The 25,561-nt window shown below is 54.2% G+C and carries 23 protein-coding genes; 22 read left to right on the forward strand and 1 reads right to left on the reverse strand.

The window, feature by feature from the left end:
* Nucleotides 1–49: 49 nt before the first annotated feature.
* From mnmG to DTA24_RS00190, 21 genes are all read left to right on the forward strand, one after another.
* On the forward strand, nucleotides 50–1,939 hold the full coding sequence (mnmG, locus tag DTA24_RS00075) for a tRNA uridine-5-carboxymethylaminomethyl(34) synthesis enzyme MnmG (RefSeq protein ID WP_012543302.1): 1,890 nt from the start codon (nucleotides 50–52) through the stop codon (nucleotides 1,937–1,939).
* A 116-nt stretch (nucleotides 1,940–2,055) separates the two neighbouring features.
* The gene (gene rsmG, locus DTA24_RS00080; protein ID WP_016162027.1) at nucleotides 2,056–2,679 is read left to right on the forward strand and encodes a 16S rRNA (guanine(527)-N(7))-methyltransferase RsmG; all 624 of its coding nucleotides are present in this window, start codon (nucleotides 2,056–2,058) and stop codon (nucleotides 2,677–2,679) included.
* Nucleotides 2,680–3,295: 616 nt separating this feature from the next.
* On the forward strand, nucleotides 3,296–3,676 hold the full coding sequence (atpI, locus tag DTA24_RS00085) for a F0F1 ATP synthase subunit I (protein WP_008806719.1): 381 nt from the start codon (nucleotides 3,296–3,298) through the stop codon (nucleotides 3,674–3,676).
* Nucleotides 3,677–3,684: 8 nt separating this feature from the next.
* Nucleotides 3,685–4,500 carry a F0F1 ATP synthase subunit A gene (atpB, locus tag DTA24_RS00090; RefSeq protein ID WP_012969241.1) on the forward strand — a complete coding sequence of 272 codons (816 nt, stop codon included), beginning with the start codon at nucleotides 3,685–3,687 and terminating at the stop codon, nucleotides 4,498–4,500.
* A 48-nt stretch (nucleotides 4,501–4,548) separates the two neighbouring features.
* Entirely contained in the window at nucleotides 4,549–4,788 is a 240-nt protein-coding gene (gene atpE, locus DTA24_RS00095) for a F0F1 ATP synthase subunit C (RefSeq protein ID WP_000429386.1), read from the forward strand.
* 50 nt (nucleotides 4,789–4,838) lie between these two features.
* Entirely contained in the window at nucleotides 4,839–5,309 is a 471-nt protein-coding gene (atpF, locus tag DTA24_RS00100) for a F0F1 ATP synthase subunit B (RefSeq protein WP_004107293.1), read from the forward strand.
* 14 nt (nucleotides 5,310–5,323) lie between these two features.
* Nucleotides 5,324–5,857, forward strand: a complete 534-nt coding sequence (atpH, locus tag DTA24_RS00105) for a F0F1 ATP synthase subunit delta (protein ID WP_004202307.1) — start codon at nucleotides 5,324–5,326, stop codon at nucleotides 5,855–5,857.
* Between the two features lie 12 nt (nucleotides 5,858–5,869).
* The gene (gene atpA / locus DTA24_RS00110) at nucleotides 5,870–7,411 is read left to right on the forward strand and encodes a F0F1 ATP synthase subunit alpha (RefSeq protein ID WP_012543303.1); all 1,542 of its coding nucleotides are present in this window, start codon (nucleotides 5,870–5,872) and stop codon (nucleotides 7,409–7,411) included.
* Nucleotides 7,412–7,461: 50 nt separating this feature from the next.
* A complete protein-coding gene (gene atpG, locus DTA24_RS00115) occupies nucleotides 7,462–8,325 on the forward strand; it encodes a F0F1 ATP synthase subunit gamma (protein WP_008806722.1) in 864 nt (287 codons plus the stop codon).
* A gap of 26 nt (nucleotides 8,326–8,351) precedes the next feature.
* Nucleotides 8,352–9,734 carry a F0F1 ATP synthase subunit beta gene (gene atpD / locus DTA24_RS00120; RefSeq protein ID WP_008806723.1) on the forward strand — a complete coding sequence of 461 codons (1,383 nt, stop codon included), beginning with the start codon at nucleotides 8,352–8,354 and terminating at the stop codon, nucleotides 9,732–9,734.
* 20 nt (nucleotides 9,735–9,754) lie between these two features.
* Nucleotides 9,755–10,174 carry a F0F1 ATP synthase subunit epsilon gene (locus DTA24_RS00125; protein ID WP_008806724.1) on the forward strand — a complete coding sequence of 140 codons (420 nt, stop codon included), beginning with the start codon at nucleotides 9,755–9,757 and terminating at the stop codon, nucleotides 10,172–10,174.
* A gap of 693 nt (nucleotides 10,175–10,867) precedes the next feature.
* Nucleotides 10,868–12,238, forward strand: a complete 1,371-nt coding sequence (gene glmU / locus DTA24_RS00140; protein ID WP_016162025.1) for a bifunctional UDP-N-acetylglucosamine diphosphorylase/glucosamine-1-phosphate N-acetyltransferase GlmU — start codon at nucleotides 10,868–10,870, stop codon at nucleotides 12,236–12,238.
* Between the two features lie 183 nt (nucleotides 12,239–12,421).
* A complete protein-coding gene (glmS, locus tag DTA24_RS00145; protein WP_008806727.1) occupies nucleotides 12,422–14,251 on the forward strand; it encodes a glutamine--fructose-6-phosphate transaminase (isomerizing) in 1,830 nt (609 codons plus the stop codon).
* A gap of 337 nt (nucleotides 14,252–14,588) precedes the next feature.
* Nucleotides 14,589–15,629 (forward strand): phosphate ABC transporter substrate-binding protein PstS, encoded by a 1,041-nt coding sequence (gene pstS, locus DTA24_RS00150; protein WP_012543307.1) that lies wholly within the window; start codon nucleotides 14,589–14,591, stop codon nucleotides 15,627–15,629.
* A gap of 128 nt (nucleotides 15,630–15,757) precedes the next feature.
* The gene (gene pstC, locus DTA24_RS00155) at nucleotides 15,758–16,717 is read left to right on the forward strand and encodes a phosphate ABC transporter permease PstC (protein WP_123836507.1); all 960 of its coding nucleotides are present in this window, start codon (nucleotides 15,758–15,760) and stop codon (nucleotides 16,715–16,717) included.
* Nucleotides 16,717–17,607 (forward strand): phosphate ABC transporter permease PstA, encoded by an 891-nt coding sequence (pstA, locus tag DTA24_RS00160; protein ID WP_123836508.1) that lies wholly within the window; start codon nucleotides 16,717–16,719, stop codon nucleotides 17,605–17,607. The genes pstC and pstA overlap by 1 nt, the downstream gene beginning before the upstream one ends.
* 47 nt (nucleotides 17,608–17,654) lie before the next feature.
* On the forward strand, nucleotides 17,655–18,428 hold the full coding sequence (pstB, locus tag DTA24_RS00165; RefSeq protein WP_004145006.1) for a phosphate ABC transporter ATP-binding protein PstB: 774 nt from the start codon (nucleotides 17,655–17,657) through the stop codon (nucleotides 18,426–18,428).
* 50 nt (nucleotides 18,429–18,478) lie between these two features.
* Nucleotides 18,479–19,204: a phosphate signaling complex protein PhoU gene (gene phoU, locus DTA24_RS00170; RefSeq protein ID WP_004145007.1), complete on the forward strand. Its 726-nt coding sequence runs from the start codon at nucleotides 18,479–18,481 to the stop codon at nucleotides 19,202–19,204.
* 482 nt (nucleotides 19,205–19,686) lie between these two features.
* Nucleotides 19,687–21,321, forward strand: coding sequence for a carbohydrate porin (locus DTA24_RS00180; protein WP_123836509.1), 1,635 nt, complete (start codon nucleotides 19,687–19,689; stop codon nucleotides 21,319–21,321).
* A gap of 38 nt (nucleotides 21,322–21,359) precedes the next feature.
* Nucleotides 21,360–22,526 (forward strand): alpha/beta hydrolase-fold protein, encoded by a 1,167-nt coding sequence (locus DTA24_RS00185; RefSeq protein ID WP_012969244.1) that lies wholly within the window; start codon nucleotides 21,360–21,362, stop codon nucleotides 22,524–22,526.
* Nucleotides 22,527–22,576: 50 nt separating this feature from the next.
* Nucleotides 22,577–23,296 carry a glucosamine-6-phosphate deaminase gene (locus DTA24_RS00190; protein WP_008806733.1) on the forward strand — a complete coding sequence of 240 codons (720 nt, stop codon included), beginning with the start codon at nucleotides 22,577–22,579 and terminating at the stop codon, nucleotides 23,294–23,296.
* 79 nt (nucleotides 23,297–23,375) lie between these two features.
* Here DTA24_RS00190 and yieH read toward each other — a convergent pair whose 3' ends face one another.
* Nucleotides 23,376–24,041, reverse strand: coding sequence for a 6-phosphogluconate phosphatase (gene yieH, locus DTA24_RS00195; RefSeq protein ID WP_008806734.1), 666 nt, complete (start codon nucleotides 24,039–24,041; stop codon nucleotides 23,376–23,378).
* A gap of 170 nt (nucleotides 24,042–24,211) precedes the next feature.
* Between yieH and DTA24_RS00205 the strand changes: the two genes are divergently transcribed.
* Nucleotides 24,212–25,549: an NCS2 family permease gene (locus DTA24_RS00205; protein WP_008806735.1), complete on the forward strand. Its 1,338-nt coding sequence runs from the start codon at nucleotides 24,212–24,214 to the stop codon at nucleotides 25,547–25,549.
* The last annotated feature ends 12 nt before the right edge of the window (nucleotides 25,550–25,561 follow it).

Below are 25,561 nucleotides of genomic sequence, written 5' to 3' on the forward strand. Positions count from 1 at the left end.
GCCCGGGCTTCAATCCATTTTCAAACCGCGTTATGCGAGGCAGATCACCATGTTTTATCAGGATCCTTTTGACGTCATTATCATTGGCGGGGGTCATGCAGGCACTGAGGCCGCGATGGCCGCAGCACGAATGGGCCAACAAACCCTGCTTTTGACACACAATATCGACACGCTGGGGCAGATGAGCTGCAACCCGGCGATTGGCGGCATTGGGAAAGGACACCTGGTAAAAGAAGTGGACGCACTCGGCGGATTGATGGCAACCGCGATCGATCAGGCGGGTATTCAGTTTAGAATACTAAACGCCAGCAAAGGGCCCGCGGTACGTGCCACTCGCGCCCAGGCAGACCGCGTGCTGTATCGTCAGGCGGTACGCACCGCGCTGGAGAACCAGCCGAACCTGATGATCTTCCAGCAGGCAGTGGAAGATCTGATTGTGGAAAACGATCGCGTCGTGGGCGCCGTCACTCAGATGGGCCTCAAATTCCGTGCCAAAGCGGTGGTGCTGACCGTCGGAACCTTCCTCGATGGCAAAATCCATATTGGTCTGGATAACTACAGCGGCGGGCGTGCCGGCGATCCGCCGTCAATTCCACTGTCTCGTCGTCTGCGTGAGCTGCCGCTGCGCGTAAGCCGCCTGAAAACCGGAACCCCACCGCGTATTGACGCCCGCACCATCGATTTCAGCGTGCTGGCGCAACAGCACGGCGATAACCCAATGCCGGTCTTCTCGTTCATGGGATCCGCGGATCAGCATCCGCGCCAGGTGCCGTGCTATATCACCCACACCAACGAGAAAACCCATGACGTGATCCGTAATAACCTCGATCGCAGCCCAATGTACGCTGGGGTGATCGAAGGGATCGGGCCACGCTATTGTCCGTCGATCGAAGACAAAGTCATGCGCTTTGCCGATCGCAACCAACATCAGATTTTCCTTGAACCGGAAGGCCTGACCTCAAACGAAATTTATCCGAACGGTATCTCCACCAGCCTGCCGTTTGATGTGCAAATGCAAATCGTCCGCTCAATGCAGGGGATGGAGAACGCGCGGATCGTCCGTCCTGGCTACGCCATTGAGTACGATTTCTTCGACCCACGCGATCTGAAGCCAACGCTTGAGAGCAAATTTATTCAGGGTCTGTTCTTCGCCGGCCAGATCAACGGTACCACCGGTTATGAAGAAGCCGCTGCTCAGGGTCTGCTGGCTGGACTTAACGCTGCCCGCTTCTCTGCGGAAAAAGAGGGCTGGGCGCCGCGTCGCGATCAGGCTTATCTCGGCGTGCTGGTGGATGACCTGTGCACCCTGGGTACCAAAGAACCGTACCGCATGTTTACCTCCCGTGCCGAATATCGTCTGATGCTGCGCGAAGATAACGCCGACCTGCGCCTGACCGAACAGGGGCGTGAGCTGGGTCTGGTGGACGATGAACGCTGGGCGCGGTACAACGAAAAGCTGGAAAGCATTGAACGTGAACGTCAGCGTCTGAAATCGACCTGGGTGAACCCGCAGGCAGAGAGCGCCGCCGAAGTGAATGCTCACCTGACGGCGCCGCTGTCGCGTGAAGCGAGTGGTGAAGATCTACTGCGTCGTCCGGAAATGACCTACGAGCAACTGATTCAGCTGTCGCCGTTCGCACCGGGACTGGAAGATCAACAAGCGGCCGAGCAGGTAGAGATCCAGGTGAAGTATGAAGGTTACATCGCTCGCCAGCAGGATGAGATCGAGAAACAGCAGCGTAATGAGAATACCGTGCTGCCGGCGACGCTCGATTACCGCCAGGTCACCGGGCTGTCTAACGAAGTGATCGCCAAACTGAACGACCATAAGCCGTCGTCGATAGGGCAGGCGTCACGCATTTCCGGGATCACGCCGGCGGCGATCTCTATTTTGTTGGTTTGGCTGAAAAAGCAGGGGATGCTGCGCCGCAGCGCCTGATTGCGGCCGCCTGCCTGCGCTGATTTCACTGTTGCATAATCAGCGTTCGCCTTTATCATTCATAGCCCGGTAAGCGTTAGCGCCTCCGGGCTCATTATTTTTTGAAGGTACAGACTGTGCTCAACAAACTTTCTCGTCTGCTGGATGAAGCGGGTATTTCGCTCACCGATCACCAGAAAAACCAGCTGGTGGCCTACGTCGGGCTGCTCGATAAGTGGAACAAAGCCTATAACCTGACCTCCGTTCGCGATCCGAATGAGATGCTGGTGCGTCATATCCTCGACAGCATCATCGTGGCGCCTTATCTGCAGGGCTCGCGCTTTATCGATGTCGGGACCGGACCGGGGCTCCCTGGCATTCCACTGGCCATCGTGCGTCCGGAGTCGCATTTCACCCTGCTCGACAGTCTCGGCAAGCGCGTGCGCTTCCTGCGTCAGGTGCAGCATGAGCTGAAGCTGGATAATGTCACCCCGGTGCAGAGCCGCGTGGAAGCCTTCCCGGCCGAACCGCCGTTTGACGGTGTGATAAGCCGCGCCTTCGCATCGCTCAATGATATGGTGAGCTGGTGCCATCATCTGCCGGCAGCGAACGGTCACTTCTATGCACTCAAAGGGTTAGCGCAAAAAGACGAAATGGAAAACCTGCCGGAAGGATATGCCATTGCTGAGGTGATTGAGCTGCATGTTCCTCAGTTGGAAGGGGAGCGGCACCTGGTGGTGATCACGCCAAAATCGCGTTAGTTTTTATCAAAAAATGTGGAAAAAATGTGGCCTGCGGATGTTACAAAAATAAAGGTCACCTCCCGATATTATCGGGCTGCATTTAACCATGTTTTTACTATGGCTTTTCTTGCAGTTAACTTAGCGTAAGTGATTCACTGACAAAATAGTCAACTTTGAAAATATCAGTGTGCTAAAAATCGACACAGATAAACAGCATAGTGATGTTAAATTTTTATTATAAATGTCAATAAAAGGTTTTTATTGTATGTGAGGTTGTTTTAGATAATGTCCTCACTTTTTATCTTGAATATCAAAAGCATGAAAAATAGTGTTTTATGTCCTTGATTCATTAAAGGGCGCTTGAAATGTTTATTATGTGATCTAATGCACGCTTTAATTGCCGTGTTTCCACGTTATTTGCAGTTTTGTATGACTGCTCACAGAACGCTGAAATGCACGGAAAGTTGTCCGTTGGAAAATAATTAAACATTTATTCACTATTTTGCTACTTATTGTTTGAAATCACGGGGCGTCACCGTATAATTTGTCCGCTTTTTGATGCTTGACTCTTCGTCTTAAAGGACGTTTTATACGACACGCGACATACCTCAAAGGGAGCAGGAGTAAAAACGTGATGTCAGTGTCGCTCTTGAGTCGAAACGTTGCTCGCAAGCTTCTGTTTATTCAGTTACTGGCAGTAATAGCAAGTGGACTGCTGTTCAGCCTCAAAGACCCCTTCTGGGGCATTTCCGCAGTATGCGGCGGTTTGGCGGTGGTTTTGCCGAACCTGATGTTTATGATTTTTGCCTGGCGTCATCAGGCGCATACACCAGCAAAAGGCCGTGTGGCCTGGACCTTCGCCTTCGGTGAAGCCTTCAAGGTGTTGCTGACCTTCGCCCTTCTGGCGATGGCGCTGGCTGTTTTAAAAGTGGTATTTATGCCGCTGATCGTGACGTGGGTTTTGGTGCTGGTGGTACAAGTTCTGGCGCCAGCTGTAATCAACAACAAAGGGTAAAAGGCATCATGGCTTCAGAAAATATGACGCCGCAGGAATACATAAGTCACCATCTGAACAACCTTCAGATTGACTTGCGTACTTTCTCGCTGGTGGATCCGCACAACCCCCCGGCCACCTTCTGGACGCTCAACATTGACTCCATGTTCTTCTCGGTGGTTCTCGGTCTGCTGTTCCTGGCCATGTTCCGTAGCGTTGCTAAGAAAGCGACCAGCGGCGTACCAGGGAAATTCCAGACCTTCATCGAAATGATCATCGGCTTCGTCCATGGCAGCGTCAAAGACATGTACCATGGCAAGAGCAAGGTTATCGCGCCGCTGGCGCTGACCGTGTTCGTCTGGGTCTTCCTGATGAACCTGATGGACCTGCTGCCAATCGACCTGATTCCTTATATCGGCGAACACATTTTCGGCCTGCCTGCACTGCGCGTGGTTCCGTCTGCCGACGTGAACATCACCCTGTCGATGGCGCTTGGCGTGTTCATCCTGATTATTTTCTACAGCATCAAAATGAAAGGCGTAGGTGGGTTCGTTAAAGAACTGACCATGCAGCCGTTCAATCACTGGGCGTTCATTCCTGTCAACTTAATCCTTGAAGGGGTAAGCCTGCTGTCCAAACCGGTTTCTCTCGGTCTGCGACTGTTCGGCAACATGTATGCCGGTGAGCTGATTTTCATTCTGATTGCTGGTCTGTTGCCGTGGTGGTCACAGTGGGTTCTGAATGTGCCTTGGGCCATTTTCCACATCCTGATTATTACGCTGCAAGCCTTCATCTTCATGGTTCTGACGATTGTCTATCTGTCGATGGCGTCTGAAGAGCATTGATTTTTACCAACACTACTACGTTTTAACTGAAACAAACTGGAGACTGTCATGGAAAACCTGAATATGGATCTGCTGTACATGGCTGCCGCTGTGATGATGGGTCTGGCGGCAATCGGTGCTGCGATCGGTATCGGCATCCTCGGAGGTAAATTCCTGGAAGGCGCAGCGCGTCAACCGGATCTGATTCCTCTGCTGCGTACTCAGTTCTTTATCGTTATGGGTCTGGTGGATGCTATCCCGATGATCGCTGTAGGTCTGGGTCTGTACGTGATGTTCGCCGTCGCGTAGTAAGTTGTTAGAAACCTAAGCCACAGAGTTAATTAAAGAGGTATTGTGCTGTGAACATGAACGCAACAATCCTCGGCCAGGCCATCGCGTTTGTTATCTTCGTATGGTTCTGCATGAAGTACGTATGGCCGCCTTTAATGGCTGCCATCGAAAAACGCCAGAAAGAGATTTCTGACGGTTTAGCTTCTGCAGAACGCGCTAAGAAAGATTTGGACCTTGCACAGGCCAACGCGACCGACCAGCTGAAAAAAGCGAAAGCGGAAGCCCAGGTAATCATTGAGCAGGCGAACAAGCGTCGCTCTCAGATTCTGGACGAAGCTAAAGCTGAAGCAGAACAGGAACGCACCAAAATCGTTGCACAAGCGCAGGCTGAAATTGATGCTGAGCGTAAACGTGCACGTGAGGAGCTGCGTAAGCAGGTCGCTATCCTGGCTGTTGCTGGCGCCGAGAAGATCATCGAACGTTCCGTGGATGAAGCTGCTAACAGCGACATCGTGGATAAACTTGTCGCTGAACTGTAAGGAGGGAGGGGCTGATGTCTGAATTTGTAACGGTAGCTCGCCCCTACGCCAAAGCAGCTTTTGACTTTGCCGTCGAACACAACAGTGTTGAACGCTGGCAGGATATGCTGGCGTTTGCCGCCGAAGTGACCAAAAACGACCAAATGGCAGAGCTTCTCTCCGGTGCTTTGGCGCCGGAAACGCTCTCAGAAGCGTTTATCGCTATCTGCGGTGAGCAACTCGACGAAAACGGCCAGAACCTGATTAAGGTGATGGCGGAAAACAATCGTCTGAAGGTGCTCCCGGACGTTCTTGAGCAATTCATTCACCTGCGCGCGGCCAGTGAGGCCATCGCAGAGGTAGAAGTAATATCTGCCAACCAACTGAGTGATGAACAGCTTGCCAGGATCGTCAGCGCGATGGAAAAACGTCTGTCACGCAAAGTTAAGCTGAATTGCAAAATCGATAAGTCTGTTATGGCAGGTATTATCATCCGTGCGGGTGATATGGTCATTGATGGCAGCGTACGCGGCCGTCTTGATCGCCTTGCAGACGTCTTGCAGTCTTAAGGGGACTGGAGCATGCAACTGAATTCCACCGAAATCAGCGAACTGATCAAGCAGCGCATTGCTCAGTTCAATGTTGTGAGCGAAGCTCATAACGAAGGTACTATTGTTTCTGTAAGTGACGGTGTTATCCGCATCCACGGCCTTGCCGAATGTATGCAGGGTGAGATGATCTCCCTGCCGGGTAACCGTTACGCTATCGCATTGAACCTGGAGCGTGACTCCGTTGGTGCCGTGGTGATGGGTCCGTATGCTGACCTCGCCGAAGGCATGAAGGTTAAATGTACTGGCCGTATCCTGGAAGTTCCGGTTGGCCGTGGCCTGCTGGGCCGTGTGGTTAACACCCTGGGCGCGCCAATTGATGGTAAAGGTCCGCTGGAAAACGACGGTTTCTCCGCCGTAGAAGCGATCGCACCGGGCGTCATCGAACGTCAGTCCGTCGATCAGCCGGTACAGACCGGTTATAAATCCGTTGACGCCATGATCCCAATCGGTCGTGGTCAGCGTGAACTGATCATCGGCGACCGTCAGACCGGTAAAACTGCGCTGGCTATCGATGCCATCATCAACCAGCGTGATTCCGGTATCAAGTGCGTCTATGTTGCTATCGGCCAGAAAGCGTCCACCATCTCTAACGTGGTGCGTAAACTGGAAGAGCACGGCGCGCTGGCTAACACCATTGTGGTGGTAGCGACTGCATCCGAATCTGCTGCACTGCAATACCTGGCGCCATACGCGGGTTGCGCAATGGGCGAATACTTCCGCGACCGCGGTGAAGATGCGCTGATCATTTACGATGACCTGTCTAAACAGGCTGTTGCTTATCGTCAGATCTCCCTGCTGCTCCGTCGTCCGCCAGGACGTGAAGCCTTCCCGGGCGACGTATTCTACCTCCACTCTCGTCTGCTGGAGCGTGCTGCGCGTGTTAACGCCGAATACGTTGAAGCTTTCACCAAAGGTGAAGTGAAAGGGAAAACCGGTTCTCTGACCGCACTGCCGATTATCGAAACGCAGGCGGGTGACGTTTCTGCATTCGTTCCGACCAACGTAATCTCCATTACCGATGGTCAGATCTTCCTGGAAACCAACCTGTTCAACGCCGGTATTCGTCCTGCGGTTAACCCGGGTATCTCCGTATCCCGTGTTGGTGGTGCAGCGCAGACCAAGATCATGAAGAAACTGTCCGGTGGTATCCGTACCGCACTGGCGCAGTATCGTGAACTGGCAGCGTTCTCCCAGTTTGCATCCGACCTTGACGATGCAACGCGCAAACAGCTGGACCACGGTCAGAAAGTGACCGAACTGCTGAAACAGAAACAGTATGCGCCGATGTCCGTTGCGCAGCAGTCTCTGGTTCTGTTCGCAGCAGAACGTGGTTACCTGGCTGATGTAGAACTGGCGAAAATCGGTAGCTTCGAAGCCGCTCTGCTGGCTTACGTCGACCGTGATCACGCTCCGCTGATGCAAGAGATTAACCAGTCCGGTGGCTATAACGACGAAATCGAAGGCAAGCTGAAAGGCATCCTCGATTCCTTCAAAGCAACCCAGTCCTGGTAACGTCTGGCGGTCTGTCTTAGGGCAGGCCGCAAGGCATTGAGGAGAAGCTCATGGCCGGCGCAAAAGAGATACGTAGTAAGATCGCAAGCGTCCAGAACACGCAAAAGATCACTAAAGCGATGGAGATGGTCGCCGCTTCCAAAATGCGTAAATCGCAGGAGCGTATGGCGGCCAGCCGTCCTTACGCAGATACTATGCGCAAAGTGATTGGTCACCTTGCGAACGGTAATCTGGAATATAAGCACCCTTACCTGGAAGAACGCGACGTTAAGCGCGTGGGCTACCTGGTGGTGTCGACCGACCGTGGTCTGTGCGGCGGCTTGAACATTAACCTGTTCAAGAAACTGCTGGCGGAAATGAAAGCATGGTCCGATAAAGGCGTTCAGTGCGACCTCGCAATGATCGGCTCTAAGGGCGTCTCTTTCTTTAACGCCGTTGGCGGTAACGTGGTTGCACAGGTGACCGGTATGGGGGATAACCCCTCCCTGTCCGAACTGATCGGCCCGGTAAAAGTGATGTTGCAGGCCTATGATGAAGGCCGTCTGGACAAGCTGTACGTTGTCAGCAACAAATTTATTAACACCATGTCTCAGGTTCCGACGATCACTCAGCTGCTGCCGTTACCGGCATCAGAAGACGCTGATCTGAAACGTAAATCCTGGGATTACCTGTACGAACCCGATCCGAAAGCGCTGCTGGATACCCTCCTGCGTCGTTATGTCGAATCTCAGGTCTATCAGGGCGTGGTAGAAAACCTGGCCAGCGAGCAGGCCGCACGTATGGTGGCGATGAAAGCCGCGACCGACAATGGCGGCAGCCTGATTAAAGAGCTGCAGTTGGTATACAACAAAGCTCGACAGGCCAGCATTACTCAGGAACTCACCGAGATCGTCGGTGGTGCATCCGCGGTATAACCAGGTTAATTCGTAGAGGATTCAAGATGGCTACTGGAAAAATTGTCCAGGTAATCGGCGCCGTAGTTGACGTCGAATTCCCTCAGGATGCCGTACCGCGCGTGTACGAAGCTCTTGAGGTGCAGAATGGTAAAGAAGTTCTGGTGCTGGAAGTTCAGCAGCAGCTCGGCGGCGGTATCGTTCGTACCATCGCCATGGGGTCTTCCGATGGTCTTCGCCGCGGTCTGGAAGTAAAAGACCTCGAGCACCCAATCGAAGTCCCGGTAGGTAAAGCTACACTGGGTCGTATCATGAACGTACTGGGTCAGCCGGTCGACATGAAAGGCGACATCGGTGAAGAAGAGCGTTGGGCTATCCACCGCGCAGCACCTTCCTATGAAGAGCTGTCCAGCTCTCAGGAACTGCTGGAAACCGGTATCAAAGTTATCGACCTGATGTGTCCGTTCGCGAAGGGCGGTAAAGTTGGTCTGTTCGGTGGTGCGGGTGTAGGTAAAACCGTAAACATGATGGAGCTGATCCGTAACATCGCGATCGAGCACTCCGGTTACTCTGTGTTTGCGGGCGTCGGTGAGCGTACTCGTGAGGGTAACGACTTCTACCACGAAATGACCGACTCCAACGTTATCGATAAAGTATCCCTGGTGTACGGCCAGATGAACGAGCCGCCGGGAAACCGTCTGCGCGTTGCGCTGACCGGCCTGACCATGGCTGAGAAATTCCGTGACGAAGGTCGTGACGTTCTGCTGTTCGTCGATAACATCTATCGTTACACCCTGGCCGGTACTGAAGTATCCGCACTGCTGGGTCGTATGCCTTCAGCGGTAGGTTATCAGCCGACTCTGGCGGAAGAGATGGGCGTTCTGCAGGAACGTATCACCTCCACCAAAACCGGTTCTATCACCTCCGTACAGGCGGTATACGTACCGGCGGATGACTTAACTGACCCATCCCCAGCCACTACCTTTGCTCACTTAGATGCAACAGTAGTACTGAGCCGTCAGATCGCTTCCCTGGGTATTTACCCGGCCGTTGACCCGCTGGACTCCACCAGCCGTCAGCTGGATCCGCTGGTTGTTGGTCAGGAACACTACGACACCGCGCGTGGCGTTCAGTCCATCCTGCAGCGTTATCAGGAACTGAAAGATATCATCGCCATCCTCGGTATGGACGAACTGTCTGAAGAAGACAAACTGGTGGTAGCTCGCGCACGTAAGATCCAGCGCTTCCTGTCCCAGCCGTTCTTCGTAGCAGAAGTCTTTACCGGTTCTCCGGGCAAATACGTGGCGCTGAAAGACACTATCCGTGGCTTTAAAGGCATCATGGAAGGCGAATACGATCACCTGCCAGAGCAGGCGTTCTACATGGTCGGTTCCATCGACGAAGCCGTGGAAAAAGCCAAAAAACTTTAACGCCTTAATCGGAGGGTGATATGGCAATGACTTACCACCTGGACGTCGTCAGCGCAGAGTTACAAATGTTCTCTGGTCTGGTCGAAAAAATCCAGGTAACGGGTAGCGAAGGTGAACTGGGTATTTACCCGGGACACGCGCCGCTGCTCACCGCCATTAAGCCTGGTATGATTCGCATCGTTAAACAGCACGGTCATGAAGAGTTTATCTATCTGTCTGGCGGCATTCTTGAAGTGCAGCCTGGCAGCGTGACCGTTCTGGCGGATACCGCAATTCGCGGTCAGGACCTCGACGAAGCGCGAGCGCTGGAAGCGAAACGCAAAGCCGAAGAGCACATTAAGAGCTCCCATGGCGATGTGGATTACGCTCAGGCGTCTGCGGAACTGGCCAAAGCGATCGCTAAACTGCGCGTTATCGAGTTGACCAAAAAAGCGATGTAACACCGGCTTGAACGTAAAAAGCCAGTCTGGTTTCCAGGCTGGCTTTTTTTATGGCCAGCGGCTGGCGAGCGGATAAAGTGAAAACAGGATCCACCCTTAATTGTTATTGATTAGTTAAATGATGAGGCGTAGACTCTATTTTTGTGATGTATGTCACATAAAGAGCGTTATCAAACTGCACCTGCGTCAGGAAATCATCATGAAACTGTTCCATAAAATCATCGCCAAATTCAGCGTACTGAGCTTCTAAGCCACGCGCTATTCCCCGGCTTGCACGACGTATCGCCCATCAAAACGACAACACTGGCGATGTGCAACCGGTAAATGAAGGTCACCTGGCGGTGGCCTTTTGTATTTTATTGATGCCACCAATCACTTCAGCTCTTCCCTGCCTGCGGCTGATTTACACTCAGTCGGCTCATCTCCTGTTGATCTCCGCCAATAGGGCCGCGCTCTGCCGCTTTATTCAGGTGGCGAAAAAACAGCAAAAGCAGTGAGATAGTCAATGATTACCCTCCCCACCCCCCTTTTTCAGCGTTAAACTGATTTGCAGTGGTTAAAAATAGCGTCATAAAATGGTGTATAACCGCGGGCTTGGGCGTTTTCTCCACGTCTCGTTTTATGATGAAAAATATGTAGAAATTTCAACGTGAAAGGCTTTTACTTTCCGTTCTAACTACCGTCAGGATGAGTATGTCAAATAGTGCGATGAGCGTGGTTATCCTTGCCGCAGGCAAAGGGACCCGCATGTATTCCGATCTTCCTAAGGTGCTGCATACCCTGGCCGGGAAGCCAATGGTGCAGCATGTCATTGATGCCGCTAACGATTTAGGCGCATGTGCGGTGCATCTGGTGTACGGTCACGGTGGCGATCTGCTGCGTCAGACCCTCCATGAAGACAACCTGAACTGGGTGCTGCAGGCTGAGCAGCTCGGAACCGGACACGCTATGCAGCAGGCCGCACCCTTCTTCAATGATGATGAAGACATTCTGATGCTCTATGGCGACGTGCCGCTGATCTCGGTTGAGACGCTACAGCGCCTGCGCGCCGCGAAACCACTGGGTGGCATTGGTCTGCTGACGGTGAAGCTGGATGACCCAACGGGCTACGGCCGCATTACCCGTGAAAATGACCAGGTGACGGGCATCGTTGAGCACAAAGATGCCAGCGAGGCCCAGCGCCAGATCCAGGAAATCAACACCGGGATCCTGATCGCCGGCGGAGCAGACCTCAAGCGCTGGCTGGCGAAGCTCACCAATAACAACGCTCAGGGCGAATACTACATCACCGATATCATCGCCATGGCGTATCAGGAAGGGCGCGAGATCGTCGCGGTGCATCCGCAGCGCCTGAGCGAAGTCGAAGGCGTCAACAATCGCCTGCAGCTTGCGCGCCTGGAGCGCGTCTACCAGGCTGAGCAGGCAGAAAAATTACTGCTGGCGGGCGTGATGCTGCGCGATCCGGCGCGTTTCGATCTGCGCGGTACGCTGCAGCACGGGCGCGATGTGGAGATCGATACTAACGTTATTCTGGAAGGCAATGTGGTGCTGGGCGATCGTGTGAAAATCGGCGCCGGCTGCGTGATCAAAAACAGCACCATCGGCGATGACTGCGAAATTAGCCCCTATAGCGTGGTGGAAGATGCCCAGCTGCAGGCTGCCTGCACCATCGGCCCATTTGCCCGTCTGCGTCCAGGCGCCGAACTGCTGGAAGGCGCCCACGTTGGCAACTTCGTGGAAATGAAAAAAGCGCGTCTCGGGAAAGGCTCCAAGGCGGGTCATCTGACCTATCTGGGCGATGCGGAGATCGGTGATAACGTCAATATCGGCGCGGGCACCATCACCTGCAACTACGATGGTGCGAACAAGCATAAAACGATTATTGGCGATGATGTCTTTGTCGGCTCGGATACCCAGCTGGTGGCGCCCGTCACGGTAGGCAACGGCGTCACTATCGCCGCCGGGACCACCGTCACGCGCAATATCGCCGATAACGAACTGGTGTTGAGCCGCGTACCGCAGGTCCACAAACAGGGCTGGCAGCGTCCGGTGAAGAAGAAATAATTTGGATTATCGCCGGGGAAATATGCCCGGCGAACCAGGATGAGAGGGTCAATATAGACCCCCGTCCGCAGGCAGTACCATAACAATAACCCCACTCTCTACAAGGCTCGGGGCGCCCGGAAAACGGGCAAATACAGGTCAGCGACAACGCATGGCATATCGCCATTATCAGGAAATTTAACTATGTGTGGAATTGTTGGCGCAGTCGCGCAGCGTGATATTGCTGAAATCCTTCTCGAAGGTTTACGTCGTCTGGAATACCGTGGGTATGACTCTGCCGGTCTGGCGGTGGTCGACAGCGAAGGTCATATGACCCGCGTGCGTCGCCTGGGTAAAGTTCAGATGCTGGCTCAGGCGGTAGAAGAGCAGCCGTTACATGGTGGTACCGGGATCGCCCATACTCGCTGGGCGACGCACGGCGAACCGTCCGAGAGCAATGCGCATCCGCATGTTTCTGAACACATTGTGGTGGTCCATAATGGGATCATTGAGAACCATGAGCCGCTGCGTGCCCTGCTGCAGTCTCGCGGCTATGTCTTCGTCACCGAGACCGATACCGAAGTTATCGCCCATCTGGTGCACTGGGAGCTGGAACAAGGCGGTACCTTGCGTGAAGCCGTGCTGCGCGCTATTCCACAGCTGCGCGGCGCCTACGGTACGGTGATCATGGATACCCGTGACCCGGGAACCCTGCTGGCGGCTCGCTCCGGTAGCCCGCTGGTGATTGGCCTGGGAATGGGCGAAAACTTTATCGCTTCCGACCAGCTGGCATTGCTGCCAGTGACCCGCCGCTTTATCTTCCTCGAAGAGGGCGATATTGCCGAAGTCACTCGCCGCTCGGTGGTGATTTTCGATAAATCCGGCGCGGAAGTGAAACGCCAGGAGATCGAATCCAATCTGCAGTATGACGCTGGCGATAAAGGTATCTACCGCCACTATATGCAGAAAGAGATTTTCGAGCAGCCGAACGCGATTAAGAACACCCTGACCGGGCGCATCAGCCATGGCGAAGTGGATCTCAGCGAGCTGGGGCCGAACGCCAATGAAATGCTGGCTCAGGTTGAACATATTCAGATTGTTGCCTGCGGGACTTCCTATAACTCCGGGATGGTCTCCCGTTACTGGTTCGAAGCATTAGCCGGCGTCCCATGCGATGTAGAAATCGCCTCGGAATTCCGCTATCGCAAGTCCGCGGTGCGTCGCAATAGCCTGATGATCACCCTCTCCCAGTCGGGTGAAACCGCCGATACCCTGGCGGCGCTGCGTCTGTCGAAAGAGCTGGGCTATCTCGGCTCGCTGGCTATCTGCAACGTACCGGGCTCGTCACTGGTGCGTGAGTCCGATCTGGCGCTGATGACCAAAGCCGGAACGGAAATCGGCGTGGCCTCGACCAAAGCCTTTACCACTCAGCTAACCGTGCTGTTGATGCTGGTGGCGAAGCTGGCGCGACTGAAAGGTCAGGATGCGTCTATCGAGCATGATATCGTGCACGGCCTTCAGGCCCTGCCGAACCGTATCGAGCAGATGCTCTCCCAGGACAAGCGTATTGAGCAGCTGGCGGAGCGTTTCTCTGATAAGCACCATGCGCTGTTCCTTGGCCGCGGCGATCAGTACCCGATCGCCATGGAAGGGGCGCTGAAGCTGAAAGAGATCTCCTACATTCACGCGGAAGCCTATGCGGCGGGCGAGCTTAAGCACGGCCCGCTGGCGCTGATTGATGCGGAAATGCCGGTGATTGTGGTGGCGCCGAACAACGAGTTGCTGGAAAAACTGAAATCCAACATCGAAGAGGTTCGTGCCCGCGGCGGTGAGCTGTATGTCTTCGCCGACGGTGAAGCCGGCTTCAACGGTAGCGACAACATGCACATCATCGAGATGCCGCATGTCGAAGAGACGATCGCCCCTATCTTCTATACGGTACCGCTGCAGCTGTTGGCTTATCACGTCGCGCTGATCAAAGGCACTGACGTTGACCAGCCGCGTAACCTGGCGAAATCGGTAACGGTTGAGTAAAACCATCATTACTTGCAAAGGGCTGCCGGCGGCGGCCCTTTTTATTTTCACCTGCTGTTTATTACCGAACTTGCGCGAAATATTTTGGCTGGCGGTAGGTGACAAACGAACGTTTTGCGGTCCGATTTCGCTGTCATAAAAAGAAAATTATTCTGTCATTGCACGGTCATGATTACAGATAACTATCTGAGTTATATATTTATTATTTGCTGTAAAATCCCTTCTTTCTGCCTGTCATAAAACTGTCATAATTCGTACATTTTACTGTCACCTCTTTGACCTATTTTGCTCACCATAGCCTCGAAACAATGATTTACGAATCCCAGCAGGAGACATTATGAACGTTATGCGTACCACCGTCGCAACAGTTGTCGCCGCGACCTTATCGATGAGCGCTTTCTCTGCCTTCGCAGCAGCAAGCCTGACTGGCGCAGGCGCAACTTTCCCTGCGCCGGTGTATGCCAAATGGGCTGACACCTATCAGAAAGAAACCGGCAATAAAGTGAACTACCAGGGTATTGGTTCCTCTGGTGGCGTTAAGCAGATTATTGCCAACACCGTTGATTTCGGTGCTTCTGATGCTCCGCTGGCTGATGACAAACTGACCCAGGAAGGTCTGTTCCAGTTCCCGACCGTGATTGGCGGCGTGGTACTGGCGGTTAACCTGCCTGGCGTGAAATCCGGCGAACTGGTGCTGGATGGCAAAACCCTCGGTGATATCTACCTGGGTAAAATTAAAAAATGGGATGACGCAGCGATCGCTAAACTCAACCCGGGCCTGAAGCTGCCGTCGCAGAACATCGCCGTGGTCCGCCGCGCCGATGGTTCCGGTACCTCCTTCGTCTTCACCAGCTACCTGTCCAAAGTGAATGAAGAGTGGAAATCGAAAATCGGCGCCGGCTCTACCGTTAACTGGCCAACCGGCCTGGGCGGTAAAGGCAACGACGGTATCGCCGCCTTTGTTCAGCGTCTGCCGGGCTCGATTGGTTACGTTGAATACGCTTACGCCAAGCAAAACAACCTCGCGTATACCAAGCTGGTCTCTGCCGACGGCAAGCCGGTTAGCCCGACTGAAGACAACTTCGCTAACGCCGCAAAAGGCGTTGACTGGAGCAAGTCTTTCGCTCAGGACCTGACCAACCAGAAAGGCGAAAATGCATGGCCGATCACCTCAACCACCTTCATCCTGGTGCATAAGGCGACCAACAAGCCGGAACAGACCGCTGAAGTGCTGAAGTTCTTCGACTGGGCGTATAAAAACGGCGGGAAAGAAGCGAATGCGCTGGATTACGCGACGCTGCCGGAAAGCGTGGTAGAGCAGGTTCGCGCGGCATGGAAAACCAACGTCAAAGACAGCAGCGGTAAAGCGCTGTACTAACAGTAGATTTTTGACGAAGATGGCGGGGGCGTTCAGGCGCTGCCCGCCCTACGGTTCAGACTGTAGGCCCGGGAGCGAACGCCACCGGGCATTTATTCGAACAAGTTTTAATACGTAAAGAGTAATCTATGGCTGCAACCAAGCCTGCATTTACCCCTCCGGGGAAAAAGGGTGACATGATTTTCAGTGCGCTGGTAAAACTGGCTGCGCTGATTGTGCTATTGATGCTGGGCGGCATCATCGTTTCCCTGATCATCTCTTCCTGGCCGAGCATTCAAAAGTTTGGCTTTGCTTTTTTGTGGACCAAAGAGTGGGATGCGCCCAACGAAATCTTCGGCGCGCTGGTACCGATTTACGGAACCCTGGTGACCTCCTTTATCGCGCTGCTGATCGCCGTCCCAGTGAGCTTTGGCATCGCGCTGTTTCTGACCGAACTGTCCCCCGCCTGGCTCAAGCGTCCGCTGGGCATTGCGATTGAGCTGCTGGCGGCAATCCCGAGTATCGTGTACGGCATGTGGGGCCTGTTTATTTTCGCCCCGCTGTTTGCGACTTACTTCCAGGAGCCGGTCGGTAACGTCCTGTCGAGCATCCCGTTCGTCGGCGCGCTGTTTGCCGGCCCGGCGTTTGGTATCGGTATTCTCGCCGCTGGCGTCATTCTGGCCATCATGATCATCCCTTATATCGCCGCGGTCATGCGTGATGTTTTCGAACAGACGCCGGTGATGATGAAAGAGTCGGCCTATGGCATCGGCTGCACCACCTGGGAGGTGATCTGGCGCATTGTCTTACCGTTCACCAAGAATGGGGTGATCGGCGGGGTGATGCTCGGTCTGGGCCGCGCGCTGGGTGAAACCATGGCGGTAACTTTTATTATCGGCAACACCTACCAGCTCGACAGCATCTCGTTGTATATGCCAGGGAATAGTATTACCTCCGCGCTGGCTAATGAGTTCGCCGAAGCGGAAACCGGCCTGCACGTGGCGGCGCTGATGGAGCTGGGCCTGATCCTGTTCGTTATCACCTTTATCGTTCTGGCCGCGTCTAAGTTCATGATTATGCGCCTCGCGAAGAATGAGGGGGCACGCTAATGGCGACCATTGAATTGCAAATCTCTACCGAGCTGGCGGAGTCCCGTCGCAAGATGCAGGCCAAACGTCGTATGAAGAACCGTATCGCTCTGGCGCTGTCGATGGCGACCATGGCGTTTGGTTTGTTCTGGCTTATCTGGATCCTGATGGCGACGATAACCCGCGGTTTCGATGGCATGAGTCTGGCGCTCTTCACCGAAATGACGCCGCCGCCGAATACGGCGGGCGGTGGCCTGGCTAACGCCCTCGCCGGCAGCGGCCTGCTGATCCTGTGGGCAACCGTCTTTGGTACGCCGCTGGGTATCCTTGCCGGAATTTATCTGGCGGAGTATGGCCGCAAATCGGTGCTGGCGGAAATCATCCGTTTTATCAACGATATTCTGCTTTCCGCGCCGTCTATCGTGGTCGGCCTGTTTGTCTACACCATCGTGGTGGCGCAGATGCAGCACTTCTCGGGCTGGGCGGGCGTTATCGCACTGGCGCTGCTGCAGGTGCCTATCGTTATTCGTACCACCGAAAACATGCTGAAGCTGGTGCCGGATAGCCTGCGTGAAGCGGCCTATGCGCTGGGGACGCCGAAGTGGAAGATGATCTCGGCGATCACCCTGAAAGCGTCCGTCTCAGGGATTATGACCGGGATCCTGCTGGCTATCGCCCGTATCGCCGGGGAAACGGCGCCGCTGCTGTTCACTGCGCTGTCCAACCAGTTCTGGAGCACCGACATGATGCAGCCGATTGCTAACCTGCCGGTGACCATTTTCAAATTTGCCATGAGTCCGTTTGCGGAGTGGCAGCAACTGGCATGGGCCGGGGTATTGATTATCACCCTGTGCGTCTTGCTGCTGAACATCCTGGCGCGCGTTATCTTCGCCAAGAAGAAACACGGTTAATTTTTTGCGGCGCAGCGACTGCTGCGCTGAATGAGGAAGAGATAGAGATGAGTATGGTGAATACAGCTCCGGGTAAGATTTCAGTTCGTAACCTGAACTTCTACTACGGCAAATTCCATGCCCTGAAGAACATCAACCTGGATATCACCAAAAACCAGGTGACGGCGTTTATCGGTCCGTCAGGCTGTGGTAAATCCACCCTGCTGCGCACGTTCAACAAAATGTTCGAACTGTATCCGGAGCAGCGTGCGGAAGGCGAGATCCTGCTGGATGGCGACAACATTCTGACCAACACCCAGGATATCGCCCTGCTGCGCGCTAAGGTTGGCATGGTGTTCCAGAAACCAACGCCGTTCCCGATGTCCATTTATGACAATATCGCCTTCGGCGTGCGCCTGTTTGAAAAGCTGTCCCGTGCCGATATGGACGAGCGCGTGCAGTGGGCGCTGACCAAAGCCGCATTATGGAACGAAACCAAAGATAAACTGCACCAGAGCGGGTATTCTCTCTCCGGGGGTCAGCAGCAGCGTCTGTGTATTGCCCGCGGTATCGCGATCCGCCCGGAAGTGCTGCTGCTTGATGAGCCGTGCTCCGCGCTGGACCCGATCTCCACCGGGCGTATCGAAGAGCTGATCACCGAGCTGAAACAGGACTACACCGTCGTTATCGTGACTCACAACATGCAGCAGGCTGCGCGTTGCTCCGACCATACGGCATTTATGTATCTTGGCGAGCTGATTGAGTTCAGCAACACGGACGACCTGTTTACCAAGCCCGCGAAGAAACAAACTGAAGATTATATTACTGGCCGCTACGGTTGATTTGCCCTTGTGCTTTCAGGCTCTCACCAGTTGGGCAATCAGGAGACACCATGGACAACCTAAATCTTAACAAACATATTTCCGGCCAGTTCAACGCTGAACTGGAGTATATCCGCACCCAGGTGATGACCATGGGTGGGCTGGTGGAGCAACAGCTTTCTGATGCGATCACCGCCATGCATAACCAGGACAGCGATCTGGCGAAACGCGTCATCGACGGCGACAAGCAGGTCAACATGATGGAAGTGGCGATCGACGAGGCCTGCGTGCGCATCATCGCCAAGCGCCAGCCGACCGCCAGCGACCTGCGCCTGGTGATGGCGATCATCAAGACTATCGCTGAGCTGGAACGCATCGGCGACGTGGCGGATAAAATCTGCCGCACCGCGCTGGAGAAGTTTTCCCAGCAGCACCAGCCGCTGCTGGTGAGCCTCGAATCGCTGGGCCGTCACACGGTGCAGATGCTGCATGACGTACTGGATGCGTTTGCGCGTATGGATCTCGACGAAGCGGTACGTATCTATCGCGAAGATAAAAAAGTCGACCAGGAGTATGAAGGCATCGTACGCCAGCTGATGACCTACATGATGGAAGACTCGCGCACTATCCCCAGCGTCCTGACCGCGCTGTTCTGCGCGCGCTCCATCGAGCGTATTGGCGACCGCTGCCAGAATATCTGCGAATATATTTTCTACTTCGTCAAAGGTCAGGATTTCCGTCACGTTGGCGGCGATGAGCTGGATAAACTGCTCGCCGGCAAAGATCCGAAAGAGTAATAATCATTCTGTCTAATTCTGGTAAATGGCTTTATCAGAATTAGATATGATTTATCTCGTGGCAGCGAGATTGCTGAGATTATCGTCACAATTAACAATCTGCCCGTTTGAGTTATTCATTTTATCGCGTAACAATCAACGCCCACTCCTGAGCTTAAACGCTCAGGGTGGTTTAAACGGATTGTGACTGCGACAGCAGGCAAAACCTGATATTGCCCCTACGGCGGCGGTATCAGGTTTTTTTGTTTTATGCGGGCCAATAATGGCTGAATGAGGGTTGCTACCGCGATGTGCGGGCAAAACCTGAAGAGGATTATCTGTTAAGGCAGATGGTCTTCTTCAGGTTTTTTTTTGCTTTTGTCTAACTGCAAAAATAACAGCCGCCGCGACCTCAAACGGTATGGATAGGGCTATTAGAACCTGCGCGGGATGGTTGTTGCTGTCGTGTTTTATTTACGCCAATGCTTATATAAAGGAATATTATGATGAGAAAAAACAGGATCGCTTCGGCGATAGTCTTGCTGGCGCCTCTTTGTTATTCCACCACTCTGATAGCAAGCCCGTTGACGGTGGAGCAACGACTTGAGCTGCTGGAGAAAGCGCTCAAAGACACGCAAAAAGAGCTCAAAAAATATCAGGACCAGGAGAGAAAAAGAGACCAGATTTGGGCCTCATGGTCTCCTCCTGCGGAAGGTCAGAAGCGTAAGACAGGGGTGGCGGCCGCCGGTCCGAAAACGGCGGTTAAACCGGATGCGGTGCTGGTTAAAAATCAACAACCTGCCACGGATGGCGCGCCAGCCTACAGCGCGATGACGCTGAAAGATTTTAGCACGTTCGTGAAAGATGAAATTGGCTTCAGCTATAACGGCTACTTCCGTTCCGGCTGGGGCACCGCCTCGCACGGCTCGCCAAAATCGTGGGCGATCGGTTCGCTTGGCCGCCTGGGCAATGAATATTCCGGCTGGTTCGATCTGCAGCTGAAGCAGCGGGTGTTTCAGGAAGGTGATAAACGCGTTGATGCCATCGTGATGCTCGACGGGAACGTCGGCCAGCAGTACTCCTCAGGCTGGTTTGGTGACAATACCGGCGGCGAAAACTACATCCAGTTCTCGGATATGTACGTTAACACCAAAGGGTTCCTGCCGTTTGCCCCGGAAGCCGATTTCTGGGTCGGCAAACACGGGGCGCCAAAAATCGAAATCCAGATGCTGGACTGGAAAACGCAGAGAACCGATGCGGCGGCCGGCGTGGGGCTGGAAAACTGGCAGGTGGGCGCCGGGAAATTCGATATCGCATTGGTCCGCGAAGATGTCGATGATTACGATCGTTCTTTGAGCAATAAGCAGCAAATTAACACCAATACTCTGGACGTTCGCTACAAAGAGATTCCGCTGTGGGATAAAGCCAGCCTGATGGTCAGCGGACGCTATGTCGCCGCGAATCAAAGTTCCTCAGAGAAATATAAAGAGGGCAATGAAGGTTATTATCCGTGGAAAGATACCTGGATGGCAGGCACTTCGTTAACACAGAAATGGGCAAACGGCGGCTTTAATGAATTCTCTTTCTTACTGGCGAATAATTCTATTGCCAGCAGCTTCTCGCGCTATGCCGGATCCAGCCCCTATACCACCTTTAACGGCCGCTATTATGGCGATCATACCAATGGCACCGCCGTGCGCTTAACCTCGCAGGGGGAAACCTATTTACGCGATGACGTTATTATGGCGAATGCCATCGTCTACTCCTTTGGTAACGATGTCTATAGCTACGAAACCGGGGCCCACTCCGATTTTGAATCCATTCGCACGGTCCTGCGACCGGCTTATATCTGGGATAAATATAACCAGACCGGCGTTGAGCTGGGATACTTCAAACAGCAAAACAAAGATGTTACCGGCAAGAAATATAACGAGTCCGGCTACAAGACCACGCTGTTCCATACCTTCAAAGTCAATACCAGTATGCTGACCTCGCGCCCGGAAATTCGCTTCTATGCCACCTATATTAAAGCGAAGGATATCGACCTGGATAAGGCAGCGAATAATACCACCAGCATTTTTGAAGACGGTAAAAACGATCAGTTTGCCGTGGGGGCGCAGGCGGAAATCTGGTGGTAAGACGATAACAGAACGGACACAACGGAAGAGGACTAACGATGAAACGACATGCAATGTATTTCGCACTGGCGCTGGCGGGCGCGGCATTTACCCTCCAGGCGGCGCCATTACCCGCGATGCCGGATCCCACCCTGCCGGTGAGCCACTTTATTACCCAGGTTAACGCGGATAAGAGTATCACTTATCGCCTGTTTGCTCCTGATGCCCGGCGGGTGTCGGTAGTGACCGGCGCCACGCCGGACTCCTTTGTCTCACACGACATGACCAAAGAGGCTCAGGGGGTGTGGACATGGAAAAGTGAGCCGATGAAACCCAATCTCTATGAATACTATTTCGATGTGGATGGCTTCCGCTCGGTGGATACCGGCAGCCGCTATCAGAAGCCGCAGCGCCAGGTGAATACCAGTTTGATTCTGGTACCTGGTAGTATTCTCGACGATCGGGCGGTCGCGCATGGCGATCTGCGCACCCTCACCTATCACTCGAAGGCACTGAACGCCGAACGTCGTCTCTATGTCTGGACGCCGCCGGGCTATAGCGGAACCGGCGATCCGCTGCCGGTGCTCTATTTCTATCATGGCTTTGGCGACAGCGGTCTGTCGGCCATCGATCAGGGGCGTATCCCGCAGATCATGGATAACCTGCTGGCGGAGGGCAAAATCAAGCCGATGCTGGTGGTGGTCCCGGATACCGAAACCGATACCCCGGAAGCGATAGCGGAAAACTTTCCGCCGCAGGAGCGGCGCAAAAACTTCTATCCGCTCAATGCGCAGGCGGCGGATAACGAGTTGATGCAGGATATCATTCCGCTGATCGATACCCGGTTTAACGTGCGTAAAGATGCCGACGGCCGGGCGCTGGCTGGCCTGTCACAGGGCGGTTATCAGGCGCTGGTTTCCGGAATGAACCATCTGGATAGCTTTGGCTGGCTCGCCACCTTTAGCGGCGTCACGACCACGACAGTGCCGAATGCCGGCGTGGAAGCGCAGCTGAAGCAGCCTGACGCGATCAATAAGCAGCTGCGCAACTTTACCGTGGTCGTCGGGGAAAAAGATTCCGTCACCGGCAACGATATCGCGGGTCTGAAACGCGAGCTGGAAAAACAGAAGATCAACTTCGACTATCACTCGTATCCTGGCCTGAACCATGAAATGGACGTCTGGCGCCCGGCCTACGCCGAGTTTGTGCAGAAACTGTTTAAATAACCGTTAGGGGGGCCTTCAGCCCCCGTTTTGTGCTTGTGAAGGACGACAAGATGAAAATGATTGTGACCGAAGATTATGAAGAGATGAGCCTGGTCGCCAGCCATCATGTTCTGGGCTATATCACGGCACCGCGGCGGGTGAATCTCGCCGTGACGGCCGGCAGCACGCCAAAGCGGATGTATGAGCATCTAACCGCCGCCGTGAAAGGCAAAGCATTCTATGATCGGGTGCACTATTACAACTTCGATGAGATCCCCTTTCGCGGCCAGTCGCGAGAAGGCGTCACGATATCTAATCTGCGCCAGCTGTTTTTTACCCCGGCGCAGATCAAAGAAGAGAACATTCACAAGCTGACGCTGGACAACGCCGCTCAGCACGATCGCCAGCTGGAAGAGGCTGGCGGCCTTGATCTGATGGTGCTGGGGCTGGGGGCTGACGGCCATTTTTGCGGCAACCTGCCGAATACCACCCGCTTTCATGATCAGACGGTCGAAGTGCCGATTCATGGGGAAATGATTGGTATTGTCGCTAACGGCGAGATGGGCGGGGATTTTTCCGTCGTGCCCGATAGCTATGTCACCATGGGGCCGAGAAGCGTGATGGCGGCAAAAAATCTGCTGTTGATCGTGAGCGGCGCGGCGAAGGCGCAAGCCCTTAAGCAGGTGGTTGAAGGCCCGGTCAGCGAGCAGGTGCCGGCGTCGGTGCTCAAATTACACCCTTCACTGGTGATTATTGCCGATAAAGCGGCAGTCACTGAATTGCAGCCATAACCAGTCGCTGATTCTATTCCCCGCTTGCACAGACGCTTAGCGGGGCTACATCGATGCCAACGTGCCGCTCACCAGGCCCTTAACGCGTGATATCCCAGCCGCGCGCTTGCCACAATGCCGGCAGCTCTGCCAGATCGGTAAAGGTCGTCACTTTGGGATGATCGATCGGCTGGTTATGCGGATCGGCGCAGAAATAAAACACCTCCATGCCGGCGGCAATCCCCGACTGAGCACCGGCGCTGGAGTCATCCACCAGGATACAGTTTTCGGCTTTTACCTGCATGGCCTCTGCCGCATGAAACATCAGCGCCGGGTCAGGCTTCCAGCGCTGAATATCATAGCCGCTGTACAAGCGGTCAGCGAAATGGTGCAGCAGGCCGGTGCGGCCAAGAGAGTGCTGCATTTTACTGACCGGGCCATTGGAAACCACGCACATCGGGACGCTTACCGCATCCAGCAGCGCCTGGGCTCCGGCAATCACCTCCAGTTCGCTATCAAACAGGCGAGCGACCTCCGCACGGTAAATTGGCTCCAGCGTCGCTTTTTGCAGGTTAACGCCATGCTCAGCGTTGATGGTGTCGATAATTTCGTACAGCTTCACCCCTTTGAAGCGCTTAAAAATCTCGGCAAGGTCCAGCGTAATGCCGAATTCCTGGAACATGTGAACGTAGGCGCGGGAGCAAATCACCTCACTGTCGACCAGTGTGCCGTCACAGTCAAAAAATACTGCTTCTGGTTGAGTCATAGTCTTTCCGTATTAACAAGTTTAACGTTTTCGTCATGCCCAATACCGCGACGCAATCGTTGCCGTATAAGCAAAATAAATGAAAAAAATTACCATACAACTGCGCCGGGTGCCCTGTTTTGGTATAGGATAGCCTCGAATTTTCCCTCCTTTACGTTCGGAAACCGATAATGAGTCAACAACAAACCAGCCAGTCTTCTGGCCAGGGTCTGCTGGAGCGCGTATTTAAGCTGCGCGAGCACGGCACCACAGTGCGTACGGAAGCGATCGCCGGTTTCACCACGTTCCTGACGATGGTGTATATCGTTTTTGTTAACCCACAAATTCTTGGCGTAGCGGGCATGGATACCAGCGCCGTGTTTGTGACTACCTGTCTGATTGCTGCGTTCGGCAGTATCCTGATGGGCCTGTTCGCGAACCTGCCGGTGGCTCTTGCGCCGGCGATGGGTCTGAACGCCTTCTTCGCCTTTGTGGTGGTGCAGGCGATGGGCCTGCCGTGGCAGGTAGGCATGGGCGCGATTTTCTGGGGCGCCGTCGGTCTGCTGCTGCTGACGATTTTCCGTGTACGCTACTGGATGATCGCCAATATTCCGGTGAGCCTGCGCGTCGGTATCACCAGCGGTATCGGCCTGTTTATCGGCATGATGGGTCTGAAAAATGCCGGGGTTATCGTCGCTAATCCGGAAACGCTGGTCAGCATTGGTCATCTGACCTCCCACAGTGTGCTGCTGGGCATACTGGGCTTCTTTATCATCGCGATTCTGGCATCACGTAACATTCATGCCGCGGTCCTGGTGTCTATTGTGGTTACCACCCTACTGGGCTGGATGCTGGGCGATGTGCACTACACCGGCATCGTCTCCGCGCCGCCGAGCGTGACGTCGGTGATTGGTCATGTCGATCTGGCTGGCTCCCTGAACCTGGGCCTGGCCGGCGTGATCTTCTCGTTTATGCTGGTCAACCTGTTTGACTCCTCCGGGACGCTGATTGGCGTCACCGATAAAGCGGGTCTGGCTGATGCACAGGGTAAATTCCCGCGCATGAAGCAAGCGCTGTTTGTCGACAGCGTCTCGTCCGTTGCCGGTTCCTTTATTGGTACCTCTTCGGTGACCGCCTATATCGAATCCTCCTCCGGCGTTTCCGTGGGCGGACGCACCGGCCTGACCGCCGTTGTCGTTGGGATCCTGTTCCTGCTGGTTATCTTCCTGTCACCGTTGGCAGGGATGGTTCCGGCCTATGCCGCCGCCGGCGCGCTGATTTACGTTGGCGTACTGATGACCTCAAGCCTGGCGCGCGTGAAGTGGGATGACCTGACGGAAGCGGTACCGGCGTTTATCACCGCGGTGATGATGCCGTTTAGCTTCTCAATCACCGAAGGTATCGCCTTAGGCTTTATCTCTTACTGCGTGATGAAGATCGGTACCGGCCGTCTGCGCGAGCTCAGCCCGTGCGTGATTATCGTCTCGCTGCTGTTCGTGCTGAAAATTGTCTTTATCGATGCACATTAATCCGCACGCATG

The sequence above is a fragment of the Klebsiella sp. P1CD1 genome (assembly GCF_003790505.1).
In the GTDB taxonomy this organism is placed as follows: Bacteria; Pseudomonadota; Gammaproteobacteria; order Enterobacterales; family Enterobacteriaceae; genus Klebsiella; species Klebsiella variicola.

Excerpts from the sequence above, each read along its gene's own strand:
- DTA24_RS00190 (WP_008806733.1), top strand. The coding sequence starts at position 22,577 with ATGAAAATGATTGTGACCGAAGATTATGAAGAGATGAGCCTGGTCGCC.
- DTA24_RS00205 (WP_008806735.1), top strand. The coding sequence starts at position 24,212 with ATGAGTCAACAACAAACCAGCCAGTCTTCTGGCCAGGGTCTGCTGGAG.
- glmU (WP_016162025.1), top strand. The coding sequence starts at position 10,868 with ATGTCAAATAGTGCGATGAGCGTGGTTATCCTTGCCGCAGGCAAAGGG.
- glmS (WP_008806727.1), top strand. The coding sequence starts at position 12,422 with ATGTGTGGAATTGTTGGCGCAGTCGCGCAGCGTGATATTGCTGAAATC.
- DTA24_RS00180 (WP_123836509.1), top strand. The coding sequence starts at position 19,687 with ATGATGAGAAAAAACAGGATCGCTTCGGCGATAGTCTTGCTGGCGCCT.
- phoU (WP_004145007.1), top strand. The coding sequence starts at position 18,479 with ATGGACAACCTAAATCTTAACAAACATATTTCCGGCCAGTTCAACGCT.
- yieH (WP_008806734.1), bottom strand. The coding sequence starts at position 24,041 with ATGACTCAACCAGAAGCAGTATTTTTTGACTGTGACGGCACACTGGTC.
- atpI (WP_008806719.1), top strand. The coding sequence starts at position 3,296 with ATGTCAGTGTCGCTCTTGAGTCGAAACGTTGCTCGCAAGCTTCTGTTT.
- DTA24_RS00125 (WP_008806724.1), top strand. The coding sequence starts at position 9,755 with ATGGCAATGACTTACCACCTGGACGTCGTCAGCGCAGAGTTACAAATG.
- atpH (WP_004202307.1), top strand. The coding sequence starts at position 5,324 with ATGTCTGAATTTGTAACGGTAGCTCGCCCCTACGCCAAAGCAGCTTTT.
- atpB (WP_012969241.1), top strand. The coding sequence starts at position 3,685 with ATGGCTTCAGAAAATATGACGCCGCAGGAATACATAAGTCACCATCTG.
- mnmG (WP_012543302.1), top strand. The coding sequence starts at position 50 with ATGTTTTATCAGGATCCTTTTGACGTCATTATCATTGGCGGGGGTCAT.
- pstC (WP_123836507.1), top strand. The coding sequence starts at position 15,758 with ATGGCTGCAACCAAGCCTGCATTTACCCCTCCGGGGAAAAAGGGTGAC.
- atpE (WP_000429386.1), top strand. The coding sequence starts at position 4,549 with ATGGAAAACCTGAATATGGATCTGCTGTACATGGCTGCCGCTGTGATG.
- pstS (WP_012543307.1), top strand. The coding sequence starts at position 14,589 with ATGAACGTTATGCGTACCACCGTCGCAACAGTTGTCGCCGCGACCTTA.
- pstA (WP_123836508.1), top strand. The coding sequence starts at position 16,717 with ATGGCGACCATTGAATTGCAAATCTCTACCGAGCTGGCGGAGTCCCGT.
- atpA (WP_012543303.1), top strand. The coding sequence starts at position 5,870 with ATGCAACTGAATTCCACCGAAATCAGCGAACTGATCAAGCAGCGCATT.
- pstB (WP_004145006.1), top strand. The coding sequence starts at position 17,655 with ATGAGTATGGTGAATACAGCTCCGGGTAAGATTTCAGTTCGTAACCTG.
- atpG (WP_008806722.1), top strand. The coding sequence starts at position 7,462 with ATGGCCGGCGCAAAAGAGATACGTAGTAAGATCGCAAGCGTCCAGAAC.
- DTA24_RS00185 (WP_012969244.1), top strand. The coding sequence starts at position 21,360 with ATGAAACGACATGCAATGTATTTCGCACTGGCGCTGGCGGGCGCGGCA.
- atpD (WP_008806723.1), top strand. The coding sequence starts at position 8,352 with ATGGCTACTGGAAAAATTGTCCAGGTAATCGGCGCCGTAGTTGACGTC.